At 48.2% G+C, this 23,049-nt stretch carries 22 protein-coding genes; 1 reads left to right on the forward strand and 21 read right to left on the reverse strand.

Annotated elements, in window-relative coordinates:
• Nucleotides 1–6 precede the first annotated feature (6 nt).
• The 15 genes from JW814_09210 to JW814_09280 all read right to left on the reverse strand — a co-directional run bounded on the left by JW814_09210 (nucleotide 7) and on the right by JW814_09280 (nucleotide 14,460).
• On the reverse strand, nucleotides 7–1,719 hold the full coding sequence (locus tag JW814_09210) for a response regulator (protein ID MBN2071620.1): 1,713 nt from the start codon (nucleotides 1,717–1,719) through the stop codon (nucleotides 7–9).
• Nucleotides 1,712–2,116 (reverse strand): response regulator, encoded by a 405-nt coding sequence (locus JW814_09215; protein ID MBN2071621.1) that lies wholly within the window; start codon nucleotides 2,114–2,116, stop codon nucleotides 1,712–1,714. Before JW814_09215 ends, JW814_09210 begins: the two co-directional genes overlap by 8 nt.
• Entirely contained in the window at nucleotides 2,113–4,518 is a 2,406-nt protein-coding gene (locus tag JW814_09220; GenBank protein ID MBN2071622.1) for a PAS domain S-box protein, read from the reverse strand. Before JW814_09220 ends, JW814_09215 begins: the two co-directional genes overlap by 4 nt.
• 15 nt (nucleotides 4,519–4,533) lie before the next feature.
• Nucleotides 4,534–4,731 (reverse strand): hypothetical protein, encoded by a 198-nt coding sequence (locus JW814_09225; GenBank protein MBN2071623.1) that lies wholly within the window; start codon nucleotides 4,729–4,731, stop codon nucleotides 4,534–4,536.
• Between the two features lie 90 nt (nucleotides 4,732–4,821).
• Entirely contained in the window at nucleotides 4,822–5,952 is a 1,131-nt protein-coding gene (locus JW814_09230) for an alpha/beta hydrolase (protein ID MBN2071624.1), read from the reverse strand.
• A 33-nt stretch (nucleotides 5,953–5,985) separates the two neighbouring features.
• On the reverse strand, nucleotides 5,986–6,456 hold the full coding sequence (locus JW814_09235) for an MgtC/SapB family protein (GenBank protein ID MBN2071625.1): 471 nt from the start codon (nucleotides 6,454–6,456) through the stop codon (nucleotides 5,986–5,988).
• Between the two features lie 126 nt (nucleotides 6,457–6,582).
• Nucleotides 6,583–7,023: a hypothetical protein gene (locus tag JW814_09240; GenBank protein ID MBN2071626.1), complete on the reverse strand. Its 441-nt coding sequence runs from the start codon at nucleotides 7,021–7,023 to the stop codon at nucleotides 6,583–6,585.
• Nucleotides 7,024–7,026: 3 nt separating this feature from the next.
• The gene (locus tag JW814_09245; protein ID MBN2071627.1) at nucleotides 7,027–7,569 is read right to left on the reverse strand and encodes a lipocalin family protein; all 543 of its coding nucleotides are present in this window, start codon (nucleotides 7,567–7,569) and stop codon (nucleotides 7,027–7,029) included.
• A 33-nt stretch (nucleotides 7,570–7,602) separates the two neighbouring features.
• Complete coding sequence (locus JW814_09250; protein ID MBN2071628.1) at nucleotides 7,603–8,199, reverse strand: MarC family protein; 597 nt, start codon at nucleotides 8,197–8,199, stop codon at nucleotides 7,603–7,605.
• Between the two features lie 3 nt (nucleotides 8,200–8,202).
• Nucleotides 8,203–8,922, reverse strand: coding sequence for a DUF169 domain-containing protein (locus tag JW814_09255; GenBank protein MBN2071629.1), 720 nt, complete (start codon nucleotides 8,920–8,922; stop codon nucleotides 8,203–8,205).
• Nucleotides 8,923–9,113: 191 nt separating this feature from the next.
• Nucleotides 9,114–9,680, reverse strand: coding sequence for a DUF1287 domain-containing protein (locus tag JW814_09260; GenBank protein ID MBN2071630.1), 567 nt, complete (start codon nucleotides 9,678–9,680; stop codon nucleotides 9,114–9,116).
• Between the two features lie 69 nt (nucleotides 9,681–9,749).
• Nucleotides 9,750–10,697: a cysteine synthase family protein gene (locus tag JW814_09265; protein MBN2071631.1), complete on the reverse strand. Its 948-nt coding sequence runs from the start codon at nucleotides 10,695–10,697 to the stop codon at nucleotides 9,750–9,752.
• Nucleotides 10,698–10,838: 141 nt separating this feature from the next.
• Nucleotides 10,839–13,646, reverse strand: a complete 2,808-nt coding sequence (locus JW814_09270) for a cache domain-containing protein (protein ID MBN2071632.1) — start codon at nucleotides 13,644–13,646, stop codon at nucleotides 10,839–10,841.
• A 73-nt stretch (nucleotides 13,647–13,719) separates the two neighbouring features.
• The gene (locus JW814_09275; protein ID MBN2071633.1) at nucleotides 13,720–14,091 is read right to left on the reverse strand and encodes a cupin domain-containing protein; all 372 of its coding nucleotides are present in this window, start codon (nucleotides 14,089–14,091) and stop codon (nucleotides 13,720–13,722) included.
• A 102-nt stretch (nucleotides 14,092–14,193) separates the two neighbouring features.
• A complete protein-coding gene (locus JW814_09280) occupies nucleotides 14,194–14,460 on the reverse strand; it encodes a hypothetical protein (protein ID MBN2071634.1) in 267 nt (88 codons plus the stop codon).
• Nucleotides 14,461–14,761: 301 nt separating this feature from the next.
• Between JW814_09280 and JW814_09285 the strand changes: the two genes are divergently transcribed.
• On the forward strand, nucleotides 14,762–17,029 hold the full coding sequence (locus JW814_09285; GenBank protein ID MBN2071635.1) for a S9 family peptidase: 2,268 nt from the start codon (nucleotides 14,762–14,764) through the stop codon (nucleotides 17,027–17,029).
• Nucleotides 17,030–17,066: 37 nt separating this feature from the next.
• On the opposite strand, the gene JW814_09290 is transcribed toward JW814_09285, so the two are convergent.
• The 6 genes from JW814_09290 to bla form a co-directional block, all read right to left on the reverse strand.
• Nucleotides 17,067–17,498 (reverse strand): DUF1579 family protein, encoded by a 432-nt coding sequence (locus tag JW814_09290; GenBank protein ID MBN2071636.1) that lies wholly within the window; start codon nucleotides 17,496–17,498, stop codon nucleotides 17,067–17,069.
• A gap of 44 nt (nucleotides 17,499–17,542) precedes the next feature.
• Entirely contained in the window at nucleotides 17,543–18,799 is a 1,257-nt protein-coding gene (locus JW814_09295) for a serpin family protein (protein ID MBN2071637.1), read from the reverse strand.
• A gap of 137 nt (nucleotides 18,800–18,936) precedes the next feature.
• Nucleotides 18,937–19,560, reverse strand: coding sequence for a hypothetical protein (locus JW814_09300; GenBank protein ID MBN2071638.1), 624 nt, complete (start codon nucleotides 19,558–19,560; stop codon nucleotides 18,937–18,939).
• Nucleotides 19,561–20,256: 696 nt separating this feature from the next.
• On the reverse strand, nucleotides 20,257–20,697 hold the full coding sequence (locus JW814_09305; GenBank protein MBN2071639.1) for an ester cyclase: 441 nt from the start codon (nucleotides 20,695–20,697) through the stop codon (nucleotides 20,257–20,259).
• 130 nt (nucleotides 20,698–20,827) lie between these two features.
• Nucleotides 20,828–21,865, reverse strand: a complete 1,038-nt coding sequence (locus JW814_09310) for a hypothetical protein (GenBank protein ID MBN2071640.1) — start codon at nucleotides 21,863–21,865, stop codon at nucleotides 20,828–20,830.
• Between the two features lie 143 nt (nucleotides 21,866–22,008).
• Nucleotides 22,009–22,782 (reverse strand): subclass B2 metallo-beta-lactamase, encoded by a 774-nt coding sequence (gene bla / locus JW814_09315; protein MBN2071641.1) that lies wholly within the window; start codon nucleotides 22,780–22,782, stop codon nucleotides 22,009–22,011.
• Nucleotides 22,783–23,049 lie beyond the last annotated feature (267 nt).

Raw genomic sequence — 23,049 nt, forward strand, 5'->3', positions numbered from 1 at the left:
GACAGACTATTGTTTCTCGACCTGTTTCTGATCGAGGATATCACGTAATTTTACAGCCAGGTTATTAACAGAAAACGGTTTTTGTATAAATTCCCTGTCCTCTTCAAGAATCCCATCGGCGCCTGCCATGTCCGCGGAGTGCCCCGACATAAACAAAACACTGACTCCGGGATGACGTTTTTCAACCAGCTTTGCCAATTCGACGCCGTTCATCTCCGGCATAACAAGATCGGTTATCAACAGATCGACCGTGCTGACCCTGGCATCTATCACCTGGAGCGCCTCCTCCGGGGTGAAAGCGGTCAATACCTCATATCCCAATGATTCCAGCATCTTTCTCGTCAGTTTAAGCAGGCGCGGCTCGTCTTCGACTAGGAGCACCGTTTCCTCCCCATGAAGCGAAGATGTCCGCGAGATATCATTTATTTCCTCCCCCTTCAACGAGATAAACCTCGGAAAATATATCTCGAATTTCGTTCCGGCTCCGGGTTTGCTTGCCACTGTGATATCACCGTTGTTCTGTTTCACTATGCCATATACAGTGGAAAGCCCCAGGCCTGTACCCTTGCCTATCTCTTTGGTCGTAAAGAAAGGTTCGAACAGATGCGACAGTGTCTCATCGTCCATACCGGATCCGCTGTCCTGGACCATAAGCCTGACATACTCGCCGGGTTGAAGGTCGGGGGAGCTATCCCCGGAATCAGCATCGATGACGACATTGGAAGTACTGATCACTACTTCGCCCGCACCATCTATAGCGTCACGGGCATTTATGCAGAGGTTCGCCAGTATCTGGTCGATCTGGCCTGGATCCATTTTGACCTGCCAGAGGCCTTCCCCGGGTATCCAGACAAGCCCTGTATCCTCACCGATAAGACGTTGCAGCATTTTCAGCATGCCGGTCATTGTCTCATTCATATCTATGACTTTACGTCTGACCGGCTGCCTGCGTGCGAAAGCCAGCAACTGCCTTGTAAGATCAGCGGAGCGGTGCGCCGCTTCCTGTATTTCCCTGATATCGGCATATAACTGATCCCCGGGGTCCAGCTGTAATAACGCCAGTTCGCTGTATCCCAGGATAACGCCAAGTATATTGTTGAAATCGTGCGCGATCCCCCCTGCCAGACGCCCGACCGATTCCATCTTCTGAGCCTGGATCATCTGTTCTTTATAATTAAGCCGCTCCTTTTCGAGCCGCTTGCGTTCTATAAGCTCCTGTTCCAGGCTGCGGTTCGACTCCTCGACCTCAAGCATTTTTTCTTCCAGCTTGCGGATGAGAGCAGTATTGTAATTTTTATAGAATACCGACTCTTCCATAACCTGCTTATTCGCGACCGGCTTTTTCGTCTCGAAATTCTCCAGTATCTCAAGAAGGATCGCGAGAAACTTATCCGGTCCGGTAGGTTTGATTATGAATCGATCGGCTCCAAGGTTGAGAGCTAACTCTTCATCTTTAGGATCGGTATAAGTCGCTGTATAAAATATGAAGGGAATCTCTTTCAGTTTCTCGTCCCGCTTCCATTCACGGCAGAGGGCATACCCGTCCATCACCGGCATGAGGATGTCGCTGACTATCATATCCGGTGGATTAAGCCTCGCTTGTTCCAGTGCTTTTTTTCCGTTTGAAGCCTGATCGACCTGAAACCCGTTGGCAGAAAGAAGGACCTGCAACATATAAAGATTTTGCTCGTCGTCATCGACAATGAGTAATCTAGCCATCGCTTTCTCCCTTCCCCGCGGCCTTTTTCCCGGCAGGCAGGTACTTTTCGAACTCTGAGACGAATGTCGCGGGATTGATCGGCTTTTCGATATACCCGGCGCATCCCGCGTCCATAATACGTTCCCTGTCACCAGGCATGGCGTACGAAGTGACCGCAACAATGGGGATTTTTTTGAGCTTCTGATCGCGCGCGAGTTCTCGCGCGATAGCATATCCATCCATAACGGGCAGCTGTATATCGAGCAGGATCAGATCGGGGACGATCTCGCGGACCATTGAAATGCCTGTTTTTCCATCCATCGCTTCCACTACTCTATATCCGGAATTTTTAAGTATAAATGAGATAAGATATGCGTTTTTTTCATTGTCCTCGATCAACAGGATCGTGGGTTTCATGCTTCAGCCCTTTCAACAGGTAATGTAAATATAAAGCAGCTGCCTTTTCCGTACTCGCTCTCGACAATGATGCTACCTCCCATCGACTCTGCCAGTCGCCTGGATATCGATAGCCCAAGACCTGTCCCTTCATACTTCCTCGTTGTGCCGGTATCTGCCTGACGGAATGGTTTGAAGAGAGTCTCGATATCTTCCTCCTTGATGCCTATTCCCGTATCTGTTATCCGCGTTTTCAGAAACCCGTCCGCGAACGAGCATTCGATCCGGACTTCTCCCCGCTCGGTGAATTTGACCGCGTTGCTGAGCAGATTCAATAACACCTGCTGCACACGTCTTGAGTCACCCTTTATCATTCCAATATCCGGATTGACCATTTCGGTGATTTTCAATCCCTTTTTATCAGCCAGCGGGTTGATTTTCTGAATGCTGTCGCGTATGACTTCCCGCATATCGAATCCCTCATACGCAAGTTCGACATGGCCTGCTTCTATCTTTGAGATGTCGAGAACGTCATTTATCAGATCGAGAAGATGTTGCGCGCTTTCCTGTACCATTACAAGCTGCTTTTTCTGTTCGGGAGTCAACGTTCCGACCAGGCCCATGAGCAGGATCCCCGAGAATCCGATTATGGAATTGAGCGGTGTGCGCAGCTCATGCGACATCGTCGCGAGAAATGCCGATTTAAGGCGGTCCGACTCTTCCGCGTGATCCAGGGCTATTTCCAGTTCAGCAGTACGCTCTTCAACCCGGTGTTCCAACTCCGCGGCATGCCGCTGCAGATCCTGATGCAGGCGACGGATCTCTTCATTCGCTCTTATGCGCTCTGTTATGTCAGTGCCTACGCTGAGTATTTCCGAGACCTGGCCATCAGGTCCCAGTACGACCCGGTTGGTCCAGCTGATCCAGACCCGTTCGCCATTGCGCCGGATATTCTCATTAATATTCTGTTCGAATTCTTTCGGATCGGCGCATATCTGCTCCATCAACAGTCTCAGATCGCGTCCATCACTTTCAGTCGTGGGAACGATTGTTCCTATTACATGCTTCCCTGTTATCTCGCCGGTGGAATAACCAAAGAAACTCTGGCCGAACTCATTGAGAAAAGTGATCTCTCCTTCGGAATTCCAGCGAAGGATTATACTATTGGCCTGTTCGACAAGCTCGCGGTATTTCCGTTCGCTCTCGGCAAGCTGCTCTTCCGTTATTTTTCGGTTCGTTATATCCCGCACTATCGATTGAACAAGTACCTCTCCGCCGAGTTCCAACTGGTTGAGACTTACCTCTGCCATGAACCGTGTTCCGTCCAGGCGTCTGTGTTCCCATTCAAAAAACTGGTGTCCTTCTTCATTTGCCAGCCTGATTTTCTCAAGAGCTTTCTTTTTCGAATTCTGGCCATCAGGCTGAACGTCTGGAGAAAATTTATATGGAGGAACACCGATTATCTCATCCCTCCCGCATCCAAACATGGCAAGAGTCTTCGCGTTACAGTCAATAAACCGGTCTCCGCGCATAAGCAGGATCGCGTCACCCGCAGTCTCGAACAAAGTCCGGTACTTCAGTTCGCTCTCGAGCAATGCCTGTTTTATATTTTCCTGCTCTGTGATATCCCGGACAGTTTCGATCGCTCCCGAACGATTTCCTTCCTTGTCGAATATAGGCGCGGCAACGCCCCACAGGTGGGCACCCTCTCCGTTCCTCAGACGTGGAATGAACGACTCGGCATAGATCGAATCACGTTCCCGCCTGACGTACTTGTAATTTTTCTCCATTTCGGGAAACGATAGGTCGAGCAGGTCGATAAGGATAGGACGTCTTTCTCCAAAAAATGGTTCGGCATAAGCATGATCACCTTTGCCGAGCATCGCTTTCTTACTTACGCCTGTCATGATTTCGCAGGCGCGGTTCCATGCTATGATCCGTCTATCCTGATCGATAACAAATGTCGCGTCGGGTAGAAATTCTATGATGTTTAAGAGCTGTTGCTGCAAGGCTCGGTTGGCCGATTCGGTGTGCATGCAGTCCGTTATATCATGGAGGATTACCAGCAGGTTCTGATCCTGTTTGATCCAAGTGCTGAATTCGATTGGAAAAAGGGTGCCATCCTTTCTCATTATCGTGCATTCAACGGTGCTGGCTTCGTCGGTCTTAAAAAAACCTTCTCCTACCCCGTCACCTGTTGTATTTTCAGGGATCAAAAGATCTTCGATCGTGAGCGAGAGAAGTTCCTCGCTGGAATACCCTGTCAACTCGGTTCCCCGCCGGTTAGCGGCAATTATCTTCCCATCAGCGCTGGTTACAAGCAATCCATCGGGGGATTCATCGAAAAATTTCCGATATATTTCCGTGGGAAGCGCTCCCCGGATATGTTTTCCCGCTTCACTTCGAATCCCAGCTTTTTTCATCGCAATTCTCGCTTCTCAGGACCTGTCCCTGGAGATTCCCTTGCTCATTTTGAAGCCGATCAGGAAAATCGCAAGCCCCGCTATTACTCCCGGAAAGCCGACTTGGTATATGGCCTGGTCTGAAAGGTGATTGAGAATATGAATAAGGGCGGCGATGATCACAACACTACCGAAAACGATCAGGACCTGACCGATAGACGATCCGTTTTTCATGATAATATATCCCCCTGTTACCCGTTCAATATATCACCTTTCGCGAAACCTATCATTAAAAATCTGTTTCCGATCGAGGCTGGGGTTGATTCAAGTTGTCGCTATCCATTCTGCCATAACCTCGAGCGAAAGGCCGATATTGCCGACTTGGCAGTGATTCTGGCCCTGTTCTTCTTTCGTGAATACCCTGCTTGTCACGCTTTTCGCGTTCTTCAACGCTTTTATCTGCATGTCAAGCATCTTGAAAGGAATGAAATGATCGTCTCTCCCCGTCATCAGGAGAACATCCTGAGTGACCAGGTCGGAATGAATATTCTGTTCGTTAAGATCGAGGTATATCTGGAGAGCATCGAGAGGCTTGTCTTTCCTGGTAATATACTTCAAATGATCTACCATCCACGGGGCCATGCCATCTCTTTTTTCGAATTTCATCGTGGCCATCTTATCCATGAAATCCCTGCAATGTTCGATGCACCACAGATGAAGATGCCTGAGTACCGGCGGCATGCTTTTCATATAATCGATCGCGTGTCCGGACGAGATCACTCGTTCGATCCGGTGTTCAAGCGCCGCGGCCCTCAAGCATAACCACCCACCGAGCGACAGGCCGATAAGTGTGCATCTCCCGGTATCAAGATAGTTTATGACCGCGCTGACAGGCTTTTCCCATTCGTATATCAGAGGCAATCCGTATTTTCTCAATGCCGCACCCTGTCCTGGACCTTCGAACCCTATCACCTCGTAGCCAAGTTCCGAAAAATATTTCATCATTGAAAACCACTCTTCGATAAATGAATCGAATCCCCCGTGCATCAGGATCGTGCCTTTTTTTCCAGCTGCCGGGGGGATCCTCATTACCGGGAGGAAAGCGCCTTCGTAAGGCACCGTCAGTCTCTCGATCTTTTCACTCGCGAAGGCGGTGTCAAAAAGATCGAGGAACCTGTTATATACCTTATCTTTTTCGGAGTCCCTGGCCTTTATATAGAATTCGGCCGCTCGATAATAAAAAGCCGCGTTGATCAGCCTCTCTTCTCCAAGCGCTTCCTCACCCAGGCTTACCATCACGTTTTTCCAGTCTTTGAAGCTCCTGATTTTCCTTCCCGCTTTTTCCATATCCTCGCGTCTCGCGTACCCCAGCGAGTACCACCTGTTAAGCTGGAAGTTAAAAAGCTGCTTTCTGTGGAACTCGCGATATCCGACGGGAAAATCGAATTCGATCATTTAAAACTCTCTTTTCGAGCTTTTCGCCCCATCCTACTCATCCTCCGACCCATGCTTCTCGACTCTTTTCGCGTAATCTCCCCTCCTCAGATGGAGAACGACGTTCTCAATCAGAAAGACTCCGACAAGGACGATCAGCACCAGAAGCGTTACGATAATTGCGGCCATATTGTACTCCAGAGCTATCATTGCTCCTATCGCGGCGAGCATCCAGATCCCCGCCGCTGAAGTGACCCCCTGTATCAACCCTTCGCGCGCCAGCATCACGCCTGCTCCGAGGAATCCGATACCCGTGACGACCTGCCCGAGTACTCTCGCTGGATCACCCGTTGAACCGGCCGTCACGCTTCCGAGACGGACGAACAGCATCGTGCCGAGACAGATCAGAATACTTGTGCGAATGCCGGCAGGTTTCCCGCGAAGCTGACGTTCAATACCAATCAGCGCTCCGCAGAGACTTGCCAGTCCTACCGCTATCCAGAAATCAAGCCTGGTTGGATCCATTGGTCATTTACCTCCGATGATCAGCCTTTTTACAGCTCACTGTCTGATCTTATTCAAAGTCTGCGTTCCTTTCCTCGCCATTGCAGAGCATTCTTATCATCCTTTTCTTCATCATGACCCGCCTGATTAAAGGATTGAATCCATCCTGGCTTCACCCTGCCTGCTTTTTACAAACATGATCGATTCGTAAATAACGATTGCCAGCAAAGAGCCGGCGGCACTTGCGATTATGTCATACGGATCAAAGTGCGTACTCGCTCCCCACATCGGCTTTATCTCCTCTATCGCCAGAATTATGAATATAAGAACGGAACTGATCCACACGAACAATCTTCCATATTTCGGGTCCCTTGTCAGAATTGCGTTCACGAAAGCGAGGCTTATAAGCCACGCGGCCAGGAAATTCGGCAGACAACCGGTCAATAATCTCAACGCGGTTATGTGGGAGAAAGAGGGTCTTAAGACTTCTTTGTTGAAAGAGATCAGCCCGAATAAAGCGGCGAAAAGGACCGCGTTTATAACAATGATCCTTTTTTTGCTTTTTCGCTCGATATTTCCTTTCATCATCAATCACCGCTCCTCGACTGGCTGAATCGACCTGTCCTGTTTTACATAGATCAACTTGTCTGTTTCAAACCCGAGTGAATCCGCTTTCCTGACGAAGATGTCGATCAAATCCTTTTCAACTTCAGGCGTTCTCGACAAAAACCAGAGGTACGATTTGTCCGACCCTGAAATAAAAGCATACTGGTAGTTTTCCCTGTCCAGATCAAAAATGACATACGACCCGTAAAACGGTCCAAAAAACGATACTTTCAGGTATCCGGTACTCTCCTGCTTAACGAAGTAAGCTTTCCCCTCCGCTTCTTTCCAACTCTTCCTGCTGACGGAGAATCCTCTGTTGACTATTTTTACGCCGCCGTCATCGTGCATCGAATACTCGGCGGTGACATTATCAAGGCCCCTCTCGAACGAATGATCAAGGCGGGCGATCTCATACCATTTTCCAAGATACCTGTTCAGTTCGAAACCTTCGACCGGACTGACATTCTCTGGAATCCCCAGGCACCCCGGCAGCAGAAGCAGCAGAACCCCGGCAATGGATATTCTCATAACTTCCTCCTCTGACGCATTTCTATATCTCTGTCATTTTGCCATCCACAGCCTTATACCATCAAGTATCATCTGGACGCTCATTGAAAGTACTATCAGCCCGGTCAATCGTATCAGGGCTCCAAGAATATTGAATTTCGCGAGGCCTTTGCTGATCGAAAATGACATGAACATAAGGATCATATTGACCGCGAGGGCAGACAGAGTGGAGAGTGAAGTCACGATGACTCCCTGGTTTATGCTCATCGTGATCATCACCGTTATAGTCGCCGGACCTGCTATCATTGGACAGGCAAGAGGAACGATAGAAATGTCGGAAAACCTGTCGTGCCCATCCTGCCTGAAAAAGACACCTTTACTGAGAGCTCCGAATCCAGCCCAGAACAGAACGATCCCTCCCGCTATTTTCAACGAATAAAAATCTATGTGAAAGATCTTTCTCAGAATAAATTCTCCGGCTACCATCGAAAGCATCAGGATAAGAAAGGCTACGATGGTGGATTTTATGGCGACGGGGATTATTTCCTTCCGTTCCTCCTCGGACGCGAATACCGAGAGCATCGACACCTTGCTGACGGGATTGATCAGCGCGAGAATGTACAGCATGTTAATCAAAATCGCTTTGACCACTTTTTACTCTCCCTTTACGGTCTTCACCCTGGACTGCCTTAACTCTTTCCAGAAAGGCTTGTAAAGAAAACTGTCCTTATCCAGATTGCAAAGCTGTTTGAACATCGGTTTTGTGACGGTAAGGGCAAGTAGATCCGGCGGTAGGAACTTTCTCATGGCAATATCCGTCGCGCCGATGATCGCTTTCGGAAGATCCAGATCGCCTAATAGCGCTGCCATCTGGCCGCAACCTGATCCAAAAGAAGAGATCGCTGGAAACCCTCCCGGTGAAGCATTGTGGTATTCCGCTCCGGTAAGCAGCAGGCTTAGCTGATCGGGATTAACAAAAAAAGTTACCGTTCTCAGGTAATCATACTGATTTTCTTTGAGAGGTCCGATCACGATATACTTGTGCTGTTTCCTGTATGGGGATTGATTTTCAAGCCACTTCTCTATGATGGCAGGGGAAGATTTCAGGCCTTCCTTTTCAGCGAGGAATTTCACCAGATTGTCGCGCGGCATCGACTCTACTCCGCAAAGCCAGTACCCGCCTCCCGGACACTTTATATTATCCTCGGAAACGATGATGCTTTTCCCTTCTGCCCAGTCTTGATAGGAGGAAAAAAAACACCGTCCCGGTTCGGCGAACGGTGCGAAAGGTTCTTTTTCCGGAGCATCATAAAGTCCGATCGGAACCATGGTAATGCCGGCAATCTCGATAAGATCTCTAGCGTCTGGCTGCATATGAATTCTCCTTATTCTTAATTCCCCGCTTTGTTTTCTGCTGCATGGATCCGGTCAGTAATCCGCATTATGCCAGATTTCATCGATATTCATATATAAGAATCTTGAGGCGCGGGAAGTCTTCTTTGGTCAGTTCTTCTTCCAATCGTCATAGTACTTCAGCAGCATATTTTCCCTCTGGCTCGCGGCGATCACCGGATATATCTGAAATGTCCCGTGACCGGATAGTCGAAGAGCATATCGGCGATCTCCGGCCCTCTGCCAATGTTGTGGGCGATCAGTGGCCTTTTTTCGTCAGGTGAGCGCTCGTATGTCACAATACCTATATGAGGCAGGCCACCGGGCAACATCCATGTCACGATATCTCCCGCAGAGTAGTCGCCAGGGTCTGTGCTGATTCCCAGTACTTCTCCATGCCGTCGGAAGAATACCTGGAGATTCGGGACTCTCCTGTGATCTATATTGGGATCGGGGCTGCCCGACCCCCAAAAGTCCGGATATTCATCAAACGCGCCGGTCATGTCGACGTGGACCATTTCCTGCAGGTCGATTCCAACAGCTCGATAGGTCCGGATGATCAGATCGGTACAGACGCCGATACTATCCGGAACATCTCCCCCGGGATAAGCGATAGCCCTGTATGCCCCATCGTAGGTCACGCCGTGTCGAGTACGCTCGATCGCGGCTTCGACAAGCCGGCCTGTGAGGGTAGAATCCGGATTCTGCGCGAAAACTCCCGTAGCGACAATTATGATCAGGGTGGCGGCAATTATCTTCACTGGCCTGCCTCTGCGATACCGCGTATGACGATCCAGCCCGAAAAGGGTTTAGTTGCCATAGACATCTGTACTGAGATATTTAAGCCCCGAATCGACCATCAAGGTGACAACGCAGGCGTCCGGGCCCAATTTTTCCCCCACCCGGATGGCCGCGGTGACATTCGCCCCTGACGACGTCCCTGCGAAAAGACCTTCCTCCCGGGCCAGGCGCCTGGTCATTTCTTTCGCCTCTTCAGTTTTGACCGCGACAGTCTCATCGATCAGGCCTGGATCCCACAGCGGAGGCTTATAACCAATCCCAACACCCTCGATCTTGTGGGGGCCGGCTTCTCCGCCCGACAATACGGCTGATTCACCGGGCTCGACGGCTATTGCCCTGATCCCGGGATTATATCGCTTCAGCACCGTCGCTACTCCACGAGACGAAGCCCCGGTACCCACAGACTGGACAAAAGCGTCTATCTCGCCATCTGTCTGGCTCAATATCTCTTCAGCAAGAGGATAATATCCAGCGATACTGTCAGTATTGTTGAGCTGGTCTGTCCAGTAAGTATGCGGTTTTCTGCTTGATTCCCTGGCCGTTTCGATCATATCGAGAATCAATTTCTTTGTGGTGCGTCCGCCTTCGCTCGGTACAAGGGTAAGCTCGGCCCCGAAAGCCGACATCTGGTTCAACTTGTCCCTGCTGAACGCGTCGGAAGTGATAATATGAAGCTTGTACCCTTTAGCCACGCATATCAAAGCTAGCGAAACACCAGTGCTTCCTCCAGTGTATTCGATAACAGTATCCCCTGGTTTCAACCTGCCATCTTCCTCCGCTCTTGAGATCATCGCCTGCGCGGCCCGGTCTTTCATGCTGCCCGTCGGATTTTCCCATTCCAGCTTCACAAAGATTTTCGCGCAGCCTGGCGGAACTACCTTTCGCAGTCGCACGATGGAAGTGTTCCCTATCGCCTGGAGTATATTATTATCAATACCCATGGTCGACCCCCGCATTCACTTGTTCGATCTTTAATTTTCGAAGGAAATGTGCTGCCGAAATTAAACATCCCGTCAGAAATATTCATAAGTGACTCGCCCCTTACGGATCCAACTGTCCTTTTCGTTATTCCCCCCTTTTCAGCAGTTTGAGTCCAATTATTTTGTCAACACATGGCTCAACACTTCCAAAAGTTTTTTCTTTTTATATGGCTTGGCAACTATACCCCTGAAACCATATTCAGAATAGTTTGCCATAACAGGATCATTGGCGTATCCGCTTGAGACGATTACCTTCGCTTCAGGATTGATCTTGAGGATCTCCCTGATCGCGTCTTTTCCACCGACTCCTCCTGGAATCGTAAGATCCATGATAACAACATCAAAAGGCTCGCCGGCATCCATCGCGTCTTTATATATCTTGAGCATCTGCATGCCATCCAATGCCGTCTCAATTGCAAAGACTTCATTTTTGAGCATTCGCGAGACGACATCACATATCATCTTTTCATCATCCATGACAAGCACTCTGGTGGTTTGATCTATTTTAATACTTTTTGAAGAAGGTCGCCCTTTTTCGATCAACAGAGATTGATCAGATGCGGGCAGATACAACTTGAAGGTCGCGCCTTTACCATGTTTTGAATCGACACTGATGCTTCCACCATGGCTCTTGATGATTGAATAGACCGTTGTGAGACCCAACCCGTTACCCGCGTGCTTCGTAGTAAAATAAGGATCGAATATCCGGCCAAGATGATTCCGGTCGATTCCAATACCTTCATCTGCCACGGTTATCTTGATATATTTTCCTTCGTCCAGCCCCTGGATCTCGTTTGCTGAAATATCGACATTCACCATTGTGATATATAGATGACCTCCATCCGGCATAGCTTGTTTGGAATTTATCGTGAGGTTGGAAAAAACCTGTTGTATTTGTCCTCTATCCGCCTCGACCGGCCAAAGGTCATCTCCATGCTTAAAAACCGGTAATACATTGCTGCCCGAAAGATCAAACCGAACGACTTCCTCTATCAGCGTGTCCAGGTTGACCCTCTCCTTTACGGGCGCCCCTCCCTTGGAAAAAGTAAGCAGTTGCTTTGCGAGCCGGATCGCCCGATCCATTGATTTTCCGGCATCTTCAAGCGGTTTGAAGCCGGGGTGATCTTCGGGAAGTTCTTCTTTAGCCAGCAAAATATTCCCGAACAGCCCCATCAAGATATTGTTGAAATCGTGTGCTATTCCCCCTGCCAGGATACCGACACTTTTCAAATTTTCTGTCTTTCTCAATTCTTCTTCGGCCTTTTTTCGCTGTGTTATATCTATGAACACGCAGATAACCGCTGCCATTATCCCATCATCGTCAAAAACCGGGTGCGCCGTAAAAAGCGAGGGGAATGTTTCTCCTGATTTCCTTTCCAGCGTCGATTCTCCGCTGCAGCTTTTTCTGTATTCATTCATTTCTTTAAAACACCAGGCTACTTTATCGATTTCCTCCCGTGAATAAAGGATCATGATCGGCTTGCCCAGGACTTCTTCCGCCGCGTATCCGAATATCTGCTGGGCCCCGGGGCTGAAATCGACTATTTCCCCATTTTCACTGTCCCCTTCGACCTTTACAAAGGCTACATTCTTTGCCGCTTCAAATACCGCGCGGAGGTTCGCTTCGCTTTTGCGAAGAGATTCTTCGGCCTGCCTGCGATCCATTATCATCTTGTTGGCATTTTCTGCCATCTGGTCAAGTTCGGCAAACTGTATTACACCCCTGTCGATCGGATCGTCGGAAAATACCGCCCGATTGAAAAACAAGCTGAACAGATTGAAATCTTTTTTAAGTCTTCGGTTCAGCCTGCTGAATATAAAAAGCAACAACGCTACTACGCTGATAGTAATCAGAAGCGATTGAAGGATCCTCGATTTGATTTTATCGTTCAGCCCTGATTGAATCAGTGCGATTTCTGTTTCAACATCATCAAGATAGACGCCGGCTCCGATAATCCATTCCAATTCCGGAATCCCGTAGATAAAAGAAGCTTTTGGCGAATCCTTCGTCATATCGGTCAGTTTATAAAACGAATAATAAATATAATCACCATCGGGTATATGCGCGGCTTTGTACTCTTTGTCAAAAATGTTTTTCATTTTTTCTGGATCAGCGTCAAAGACCTCCCAGAGCTTTTGCGTTCCGGCCAAAAGTTTTCCGTTTGACACCAGAGCATCGCCGTTAAACTTGTTGACGAAAATATATCCTTCTTTGCCAAACCGGATCCTGCTGATGTCCAGGAGAAGGTTTTCCTTTATCCGTTTTGTAACATCATCAATATACAAGCCTGTTCCTATAAACCACCCGTACAGATTCAACCGCTTTACAAAAGATATTTTTTTAAAATCATCACCTTCAGCATCCGGCTTTTTCCAGTAGTATTGATAAAAACCCTCTTCAGCCTGCTCCACGATATCAATCATATTTTTTGTGATGCTTCGTATTTCCGGATACTGTTCTAATAACAGATTTTTACCGTTCAAATCGGATTTGCCAGGAAACAATATCGCAACTCCATCGACACGAATGATAAAATAGTATCCTCGATTCTGTTCAAACCGGATCGGAGTCAACGTGTTTAATATTATTTTTTGGATTTCATCCTCGTTTTTGCTGTTTTTATTTTCCTGATAAATATTTTGGACTATCGCGCACGCTTCATAGACCCTGGATTCAATTTTTGATTTTACCTGATCTTCGCTTTGCTCTTTTTCATAAAGGATCATATCGACAACGCGTTCGACCTCACGCTTGATTATCTGTTTTTGACGATCAATATGATCTTCGCGCATTTGATCCGCTCGAATATTGAAATCCTGGTAAGAATCGATTACGTCAATGGTGATTATGCTCACACCGATAGTTATTATGATGATAATCGACCATGACTGGATATATTTTATGAAACTGGTTTTATTCTTCATGCGCGGTCATCCACTACCAGGAAGTTTTATCAACTCCGCGGCAACTTCGATTCACCCTTTCTGATGCATTCCTCTACCATTCAAGCCGGTCAAACTTTTCTCTGGTTATCTCCGATTTGACATTGCCGGTGTGAGAGATGCCTGCCGGTTCAAACAGCATCAGACGGACATGCCCCCGGGGAACGACTCGATGTTCCACTCCTTTTGGGACGATATAGAACTCTCCGGCCTGCAATGTTGTCTTCTTCTCCGTCTCAATGATCTCCAGGACACCAGCCAGCACGAAAAACATCTCATCCTCGCCGGCATGCGCATGCCACGGCACTTTGTCGCCTTCCAGCCGTACAATCATAACATATTGACCGTTCAACTCGCCAATGATCTTTGGCGAAAACGTATCGCTGAATTTTTCGAAACATCTATCGACATTTACCGCCCTTGACATTCCCAACTCCTCTTGCTGATACCATGGATCCCTGTTATGAACATCCGGACATTACTCACATATTCTCCCTGTTCACATATTGCATTTCATGTAGGTGATTCATTAATACTGCACCGATACTCCTTGCGCCACCAGGGCCGGGATCTGTACGTTCAGCGCGGCCGTTCCTTCATTATCATCGTCGCCTGTGGCCGTCCATGTCAGGGTGGCCGTCGTGTCTGTGATCGAAACGACTGCCAGGTCGGTTATGGCCCCGGGCGCGATGCCCTCGTCATCGGTGCCCGTCGCGGATGAACAGGAGATCAGATGCAGCCCTGGCGGCATCAACAATACTATCGCGATGGCGATCCTGAGTATGAGTGATTTCATTGCAGATCCTTCTTTTTCCAGCAGGCGACAATCGCCCGCCGCGGGGTCTTGTCAATGGCCTCACCGTTGCCGCAGCCACTCTTCACGGGACCACAACGAATGAGGAACAACCGCAAACGTATTCGCCTGACAGCCATAATATTCTTCTCCATCTGAATGATAGATTTTATTTAAACCAGGGCACACAATACAAGTCTTATCCTAATACCCAATTCCCCTCTTTCACTGGAATTCCATCCCGCAGATGTGATATTCTCCTCTGAACAGAGTTCAACCCGTCAAGCAGAAAGAGGAAACGAAAATGCGCCACGTCCATCTTATTACTCCCGCGTTAATACTGTTATTTATATCGATCTTACCATTGTCAGCCATAGCGGAGAAGGAAGCCGCCAGATTGACTATCGAGCGTATTTTTGACGACCCGAGTCTCAGTGGACCGAGTCCGCGCTCGTTGAAGATCTCCCCTGACGGTTCGCGGGTGACTTTTCTCAAGGGTAAGGATACAGACGCCGCGCAGCTCGATCTCTGGGAATACAATATCGCTGACGGAGTCTCCCGGCTGCTTGTAGATTCCCAGGTGCTGTTGCCTGGTGAGGTGAAGCTGTCAGCGGAGGAAAGAGCCCGCCGCGAGAGGCAGAGGATCTCTGCCTTCAGTGGAATAGTCGAGTACAGCTGGTCCGAAGACGGCACGGCACTGCTGTTTCCGCTTGCCGGCGATATTTATCTTTATGATCTGACCCTGCCGCCTGAAAAGGCGATGACCAGGCTGACCGAGACAGGCGCATTCGAAACGGATGCCCGCTTTTCTCCCCTCGGTAATTTTGTTTCCTTTATACGCGACAAGGACCTTTTCGTGATAACCCGCGCCACTGGCGGTGAGCATCAGTTGACCAAGGGTGGCGGAGGCGTCGTCTCCAACGGTATGGCCGAGTTTGTGGCCCAGGAGGAAATGCACCGCTTCACCGGTTACTGGTGGTCAGACGATGAGAAGTATATCGCCTTCGAGACGTTCGACGAATCCCCCGTACCGGTGGCAAAGCGTTACGAGATCAATGCCGAGGATTTTGTAGTGACCGAGCAGCGTTATCCGGCTGCCGGCGATCCGAACGTCCTGGTAGGCCTTGGTGTGGTCACGATCGCCGGTAAAAAGGCCGGCGATATCACCTGGATCGATCTGGGTGCAGAAAAGGATATCTATCTCGCGCGCGTCGACTGGTACGACGGTGAACACCTGATAGTCCAGCGTCAATCGCGTAACCAGCAGAGCCTTGACCTGCTGCTGGCCAACGTGCGCAGCGGCGAAGCGAACCGGTTCATGCGGGAAGTCAGCGATACCTGGGTCGAGCTTCACGAAGACCTGCGCGTCCTGAAGAAGAGCCAGGGGTTCGTATGGAAAAGTGCCCGCGACGGATTTCCACACCTCTACGTGTGTGATACGGATAGCGGGGTCCTGACCCGGCTGACAAAAGGTGACTGGTGCGTGGAAAAGCTGCTCGGTGTCGATGAAGAAGCGGGGCTCGTGTATTTCATGGCAACCAAAGAGACCGTCCTTGAGAGACATCTCTACACCGCTGCCCTCGACGGCTCGGATCCTGATAGCCCGAGGCGGATAACTTCCCGAAGCGGTGTCCATTACCTGGAATTCGCCGAAGACTGCAGCATATACATCGACAAGTTCTCGAACACCGATACGCCCCCCCAGGTCAGCGTGCACAGGGCCGATGGCACAAGGATCACCTGGTTGGAGGAAAACGCTCTTTCCGAAGAACACCCGTATTTTCCGTACTCCCGCCGGCACGCCAAAGTGGAGTTCGGGACCCTGAAGGCCGAAGACGGCCAGGACCTCTACTATAGCATCATCAAGCCGGTACCTTTCGATCCCGATCGCAGATACCCCGTATTCGTCGACTGTTACGGTGGGCCACGCGGCCAGCAGGTATACAACAACTGGCGCGGAGTCTGGAGCCTGTATTCGCAATATCTCGCCCGGCATGGATATGTCGTCTTCACTCTGGACAACCGGGGCACGGGACATCGGGGAAAGAAGTTCGACGATCCGATCTACGGGCAGTTGGGAAAGATAGAAGTCGACGACCAGGCGGCCGGCGCCAGATTCCTTGCGACCCTGCCGTACGTCGATCCTGAGCGCATAGGTATCTTCGGCTGGAGCTACGGCGGGTACATGGTCCTTATGACCATGACGAAAGTTCCCGGCCTGTTTCACGCTGGCGCGTCGGTCGCTCCGGTCACCGATTACCGGCTTTACGACACTCATTATACCGAGCGCTACCTTGGCCTGCCTGGCGTAAACAGCGACGGGTACGAAGCGACATCAGTATTTCCCTGGTTGGATGCTCTCCGGGGGCCTTTGCTGGTGGTACACGGCATGGCCGATGATAACGTCCTGTTCACCAACAGTACGCGGCTCTTCAAGGAGCTTCAGGACAGGGTGATTCCGTTCGAGATGATGACCTACCCTGGAAAGAAGCACAGCATCACCGGCAAAGCGACCAGGACTCACCTGTTCGAGACTATAACAAGTTTCATGGACCGGCATCTGAAGGAGTAATGATCGCTGCCGGCAGTGATATTATATGACTCCATCATTATTGTCTTATCAGTTTGACTCTTGCGAATATTTTACGTTGACCGTTTTCCTCCGAATCAATAAGCCATTCCCAGGTATCGTTATCCGGATCGCGGGTAAATGTATTATAGATTATACTTTCATCAGGCAGTCTGAACACAAACGGCAGCTGATTTCCTTCACGTTTCGCGCGGCCGATTACTCCCGAAGAAAGACCACTTCCTCCGGTGTTATCAAGCCACAGGCATACGTACTGATCTGAGGTATCGTCCCAGCCGATAAGCACCGTGGCTTCATATTCAGGTTCACCGTCGACAGTCATCTCCCGGGATACTTCATTCAGCTGCAGGTAATAATGTCCAAGTACCCATTTCGCCTCAATATCATGTCTGGTCTCGTTTCCCGCAATCGTACCCTGCATAAGCCACTTTCCAACCAACTGGTCAAGCATGGCATCCTGGAATCCTGGTTGTTGAGCGTATAATGGGCCTGCTGTTAAAATACTAATGGCCACCAATACCCATTTGCATCCATTACTCTTCCGATAAATAATATCACCCCTTTCGGTTCATCTATAACCGCGAAAATAAAAGGTCGATCTGCGCTGAACCTTGGAAGCTCACAAACAAACAAGACTATTCCTGTGGCGCTGTATAAATAAGTTCCATACTCATTCAAATACATTGATGTTTTATGAATAACATCACCGACCCATGGAGATCCATCATCAATTCCATCAATTCCTGATAAATTCGCCCCAGGATAAAATACTGATGTCATACCCATCGATTCCAGCACACTTTTAAGCGATAAAGCTGTATCGATATGAAATCTGGGAAGATCAACATGAATAAATGTTGAATTCAAAGAATCATAGATGGATGTAATGAGTTTTCCATCTAAAGAATCTTCAAAATCTGAATAATTACCTTCATCAGGTAGAAGCAACAGCATTGATACGCTATCTCCCTTATAAGGCAATCTCAAAGCTTTGTACCCATCGCCATCGAAATAATCGAAATGGCTTTCTCCCGCCATTGTCATGACAGATATTGTGCTTCCATCAAGTCTTGTAAATACTCTGTTACTTGAATATTCAGGATCAAAACATTGCAGCCATTGCGCCTCGAAACAAAATACATTTGATAACACAAGGCGCGTGGCTGAATTAATGCATTCGGGAGGAAAAGCATCTTCAATTTGTTCATTCGTATTTTCATACACCCAATCATTTATGGTGGAACGAGCTTCTTCAGGATGGTTGGAAAAATCGACCGTGTCCATTTCAGTTTCATAATAATAAACTAAAGTGTCCTGGTATGATTGAAGGATAGAAAAACTCCGGTCTATCCAGCATCCGTTTGCCATCCATACCTTGAATTCTTCGGGATTCGCTCCACCCCTTGAACAGATCTGTTCATTGAGCAATGACATTGACGAATGAAAACCGTTTTCCTGCGGATAATGAAATTTCAGCACATCTGATATCTCAACTTCAGTGGCTCCTCTTGCGCCAGCATAGAGCAACGCAAACGCGACAGAAACACTATGTGGACAAACGATCAGGTTATCCTCTGATTCCCTGACATTCTTGAACAATTCCACGGCAAATTCATTTGTACGTTCAACTCTCAGCGTGAAATTTGTCGTTGGTTGAATTTCTTCGCCTGGAATCGTCCCTGAGTCACCATTACAGCCTGCGATCAATGCCATAGCAGGGATAATCATCCATGCCGGCGAGTTTTTTTTCAATTTGATCACCTCCGTCGACTATCAGCCTGACGACAGCTTCAGGCGCGGGCGCCGCCTGCGCACTTCGCGGCAATAACCCGCTATTTCCTTCGCTGGAAGTGTGAGAAGTATCACTATAATTATAGCGATTTTCCTCATTATTTGCACCCATCACCAGGGCTCGACAGTCGATTTCCCGGGATGCTCTGGAGGACAGTCGATATAGCACCGGTCACCTCCGCTGTGAACCGTCCGCTGACTTTGACAAATGGCATGTCTCCATACTCGCTGCCCATAACAGCATCGATTGAAAAGTCAACAGTCGTACCGTCCGGGCATGGCAGACTGTGAAACACGATAAACCCAGCGGACTCTTCCGTGTCCGTAGCCAGTTCGTTCGGAGGATCGAAGAGGAATATGTGCACACTGTCCGGTTCGTCCCAGATAAAATAGTTTGGAAAACGCAGTGTGTCCCCTGTCTCAATATCGGCGACGACTGCCTTGAGCATCCATCCACCGGTCTGAGGCGAACTCCCGAACGAGACATGCAATGAAGGTTCGGGTATAGCCCCGGATTCCCAGGGACCACACCATACGTAAGTTTTAGCATCAATCGAGAACTCTACTTCAGATCCATCTTCCCGCGTGAAGACAAGTTGATTATCCGATTTTTTTGATGGATTCACGGAATTGTCGTCTCCACAGCCAAACAACATTATGATCAATACCATTACCGTGACTCGAACCATGATGATATAGCTACTCCGAGCGAGCACTCTCATATTTTAACTCCTGAATCCTCACAATCATGTTTCGACTGAATTGAGTCCAAAAAGAACAGTGGAATCAGAATTGAAACATAGGCTAAAAGGTCCCATGGATCGTATGTGGACTCGTACAACCTGAAATACTGTGCTCCCTCAATGCTGACGCAAACTGAAAGAAAAATGAACAAAGTGCTTTTCGGAGTAAAAAACCGTGTCCAAGCGTTATCTGTTTTAAACGTGAAAAGTCCTCGAAACAAGATGTAGTTCCACGCGGGACCAGTCATATCCAAAACATATCCTTTCCAAAAAGATCCGAAATCAATCCATATCGTTGCCAACCCGGTTCCAACAAGAATAATAAGACCCACTGCCCAATACGGAGCGAATATATCATGCCTGCTCTTCTCTTCCTGATATGCTTGAATCCTATTGCCTCCAAATAGTCTAATCGGGCATCTCCAGAGATTTTATTTGCGCATTAAAGATAGCATAACAACCTTCGGGCAGGCAATGCTTGACACATATTGGCTCTTTCTGGATCTAAACCTTATAAGCAAGATACTTATCCAACCCAACGCTATAAGACACCACACCAAATAACGAGAACAACGGCATAACCGGGGCGCGATATGAAAATCTCACTTCGACTCCAGCGCATACATTGTCAACTAATTTAGAATCGGGACAAAGCGGGGCCGACGGCCAGACAGTCTAAGTTTCCCTGTCAGTATAAATCTCAATAGCTCCTATTTCAAACAGGGGTTCTAATAAATTCGCAGCCCCCCCATGTTCAACGATTAAACCGTCACTAATTCGATCGACATTTACACCAGAATATTCCACTAATTTACCCGTTGGCTTTATTCCAAGCCATTCTCCCTTGTGAGTCCCTCGCGCCGTGATTTGAGTGACTACCCAATCACCTTCAGCTATCTGCCGTTCAATCGTTAATTTAAGGTCAGGGTATGTCCGCCTGACTCCCAATATATGTTCTTTAGCTCCGTCAATCCCCATCGGATGCTTTTTGTTCCTGTATATTTCAACATAGTCTGGCGATATGTATTTGGATATTTGCGTCACATCTCCGGTGTTGACGACATTTTGTATATAATCATGAACAATACGCTTATTTCTTTTCAAAACATCCGTCATTGAAGATCCTCAGACTTGTCTTACAATGCTCTTCAGTTGCTTACGGCGCCAGCGTACCAGGCACTCTGCTACGGGCGTGACAGGCCGGGGCCCTAAGCTGTAAACAATGATGAAGACGCCACTCCATATATTAATTCGAAGATATCCACTCGTTTACGGTTTCGAACACTTCTTTTTTACGAGATTCATATTTCTCCTCACCGTTTTCCACCACCTTCTCATGGAGCCAATGCTCGCATCCGGGGAGGACGTGATAGGTCAAATTTGTTTTTCCCAATCTCAGAAACTCCAGCATAACATAATCAGAATGCAGAACAGGGACATTTCGGTCCGCCGATGCGCTGACATAGAGAATAGGTATCTCCAGGTTTACCAGATATTCCAGAGCGGCATCTGAACAGAAGCTGGCCCAACGACGATAGGGATGCCCATACCAGGATTTCTCCGTGCTCGTTGGATCGGCATATATCTTCCTATATATGTTGAACAGGCTATCTACAGCCGCCTGAGCTTCCCTGTGTGTAATTGTTCCTGCCATTGCTTCGATCCTGTTATTAATAATGCTGGAATAGAACTCATTGAGCCCTCCGCTAATAACGCAGGCAAGATGTGTAATTCTTGGATTCTTTGCGGCCAGACGGGACGCGATACCGCCTCCCTCGGAGGCCCCAAGGGTTATCACCTTATTTCCGGAAACAGACAGCAGGTTGCACAGTGAATCTATGACGACTGAACTCGCGTCGATTTGCCATTCCATCCCGCATTTGCTGATGTATTCCTCGCTCGGTTGATAATTTTCAAGTATCTCCAGAGGATTAAGTTCTTCGACTGTGACCGTATCACAAAATGGAGTTCCAGGCCTTCCCACACAAGCAACATGATATTCGTCGGAAAAACTGGTTATCCAGTCAGGTGGCATCGTGCCAATCTGCGTAGATTCTTCTCCGCATCGCGCTACTATCATAGTGGGTAATCCTCCACAACCGATTACCATGAACAACAGAGGTTTGTTCTCTTTTATTCCCTTCTCGGTGACATAGAAATATATATCACCGAGTCTTTCATTCTCCATATGAAACTGTTTGAGTCCCCAATCCTCAGGATTAACTCCCTGAGCGATAACGTTTTGTGACAAGAAAAGAACAAAAATAAAAAGAAGTGTTCTCAATTATTTACCTCCTCTAAAATGCTGACAGTCAATTTGCTTTTCGACCCCAATTCCGCCCGACGGCGCCTCACACATATTGGGACAATGCATTAGAGGAAAATGTTTCATAAATTCGTTTGACCAAGACCGGCCGTCCACACAATTCATTTTCTATTCTTCAACAGATCCATATAATGGTCTATCAATTCCGGTCCATGAACAGCAACTCCATGACCCGCGACGATCGTTTTTATATCAAGTCCAAGATCTTTGAGTTTCTCTAGAGTCTTAGGATATTCATCGAGGTTAGCAAAGCTCATGTTACCAAGATGTTTCTTTAGCATACATCCACCAAAGAGTACCTTTTCCCGCGGGAAATACACCAGTATTCCATCCGGAGTGTGCGATTGACCTAAGTACATCACGCGCACTCTACCCTCCTGTAACTCGAAATCTCCAGAATGCGTTTCGGTCGGAAGTACCAGGGGCAAACTCGGATACTCCGGGATTGCCTGCCTTGTCCATTCTACTACACTTTCCCAGTCGCTTTTAAGTAGATCATATGTCATCTGCGTCGAGACCACTTTAGCCCCTGAACTTTTCCAATAGGCGTTTCCACCAGCCCTATCCGGATGATAATTAGTGTTAACTACCTCCATGATCTTCGAACTCGTAATCTTCGATATCTCATTCGCTAGTAACTTTGCCGTTTCGGGTGTCCAGGTGGCTCCAACAACAGTCACATATTCTGATCCAATATAGACTATCGAGTTCTCCCTGGCGTAGAAAGTATCCTCACAAATCCACAACGGCCCAACAAGGTTGGTCAGAGTGACACTTGGTGATTCCGTAGTTGCTCGAATCGCGAGTAGATGAATAATACAACAACTCAGAATCAGAACATTTTTGATTTTTCTCATGAACCTGTGCAGCTGCACTCTTTCTCCCTTTCTCCAGTATAACACAGCTTCAGCCTCGGGGCGATCCTGGCCCGCCTTGTACCCAAGGCAGCCCTCAATTACACTTTTTTGTTAAAGATATTTTCCCAATTCACCTTTGCAGTTATTTGCATCAAGATGAAAAGCGTAACAACAGAGCAGATTGTTACAATAACGCCTGTCATGCCTTTAAAGAAAATCGTAATATTCCTTAATTATTTTTTTGTCATCTGGACTTCCCACGGTTTCGTAGACATCTAAAGGTCA

The organism is Candidatus Krumholzibacteriota bacterium (genome assembly GCA_016932415.1).
Taxonomy (GTDB): Bacteria; Krumholzibacteriota; Krumholzibacteriia; order Krumholzibacteriales; family Krumholzibacteriaceae; genus Krumholzibacterium.

What these genes read in the sequence shown, in the direction of transcription:
- JW814_09305 (MBN2071639.1), bottom strand. Translation starts at nt 20,697, where the DNA reads ATGACGGATGTTTTGAAAAGAAATAAGCGTATTGTTCATGATTATATA.
- JW814_09275 (MBN2071633.1), bottom strand. Translation starts at nt 14,091, where the DNA reads ATGTCAAGGGCGGTAAATGTCGATAGATGTTTCGAAAAATTCAGCGAT.
- JW814_09280 (MBN2071634.1), bottom strand. Translation starts at nt 14,460, where the DNA reads ATGAAATCACTCATACTCAGGATCGCCATCGCGATAGTATTGTTGATG.
- JW814_09285 (MBN2071635.1), top strand. Translation starts at nt 14,762, where the DNA reads ATGCGCCACGTCCATCTTATTACTCCCGCGTTAATACTGTTATTTATA.
- JW814_09300 (MBN2071638.1), bottom strand. Translation starts at nt 19,560, where the DNA reads ATGAGAGTGCTCGCTCGGAGTAGCTATATCATCATGGTTCGAGTCACG.
- JW814_09240 (MBN2071626.1), bottom strand. Translation starts at nt 7,023, where the DNA reads ATGATGAAAGGAAATATCGAGCGAAAAAGCAAAAAAAGGATCATTGTT.
- JW814_09225 (MBN2071623.1), bottom strand. Translation starts at nt 4,731, where the DNA reads ATGAAAAACGGATCGTCTATCGGTCAGGTCCTGATCGTTTTCGGTAGT.
- JW814_09210 (MBN2071620.1), bottom strand. Translation starts at nt 1,719, where the DNA reads ATGGCTAGATTACTCATTGTCGATGACGACGAGCAAAATCTTTATATG.
- JW814_09265 (MBN2071631.1), bottom strand. Translation starts at nt 10,697, where the DNA reads ATGCGGGGGTCGACCATGGGTATTGATAATAATATACTCCAGGCGATA.
- JW814_09235 (MBN2071625.1), bottom strand. Translation starts at nt 6,456, where the DNA reads ATGGATCCAACCAGGCTTGATTTCTGGATAGCGGTAGGACTGGCAAGT.
- JW814_09290 (MBN2071636.1), bottom strand. Translation starts at nt 17,498, where the DNA reads ATGCTTGACCAGTTGGTTGGAAAGTGGCTTATGCAGGGTACGATTGCG.
- JW814_09220 (MBN2071622.1), bottom strand. Translation starts at nt 4,518, where the DNA reads ATGAAAAAAGCTGGGATTCGAAGTGAAGCGGGAAAACATATCCGGGGA.
- JW814_09215 (MBN2071621.1), bottom strand. Translation starts at nt 2,116, where the DNA reads ATGAAACCCACGATCCTGTTGATCGAGGACAATGAAAAAAACGCATAT.
- JW814_09245 (MBN2071627.1), bottom strand. Translation starts at nt 7,569, where the DNA reads ATGAGAATATCCATTGCCGGGGTTCTGCTGCTTCTGCTGCCGGGGTGC.
- JW814_09255 (MBN2071629.1), bottom strand. Translation starts at nt 8,922, where the DNA reads ATGCAGCCAGACGCTAGAGATCTTATCGAGATTGCCGGCATTACCATG.
- JW814_09270 (MBN2071632.1), bottom strand. Translation starts at nt 13,646, where the DNA reads ATGAAGAATAAAACCAGTTTCATAAAATATATCCAGTCATGGTCGATT.
- JW814_09230 (MBN2071624.1), bottom strand. Translation starts at nt 5,952, where the DNA reads ATGATCGAATTCGATTTTCCCGTCGGATATCGCGAGTTCCACAGAAAG.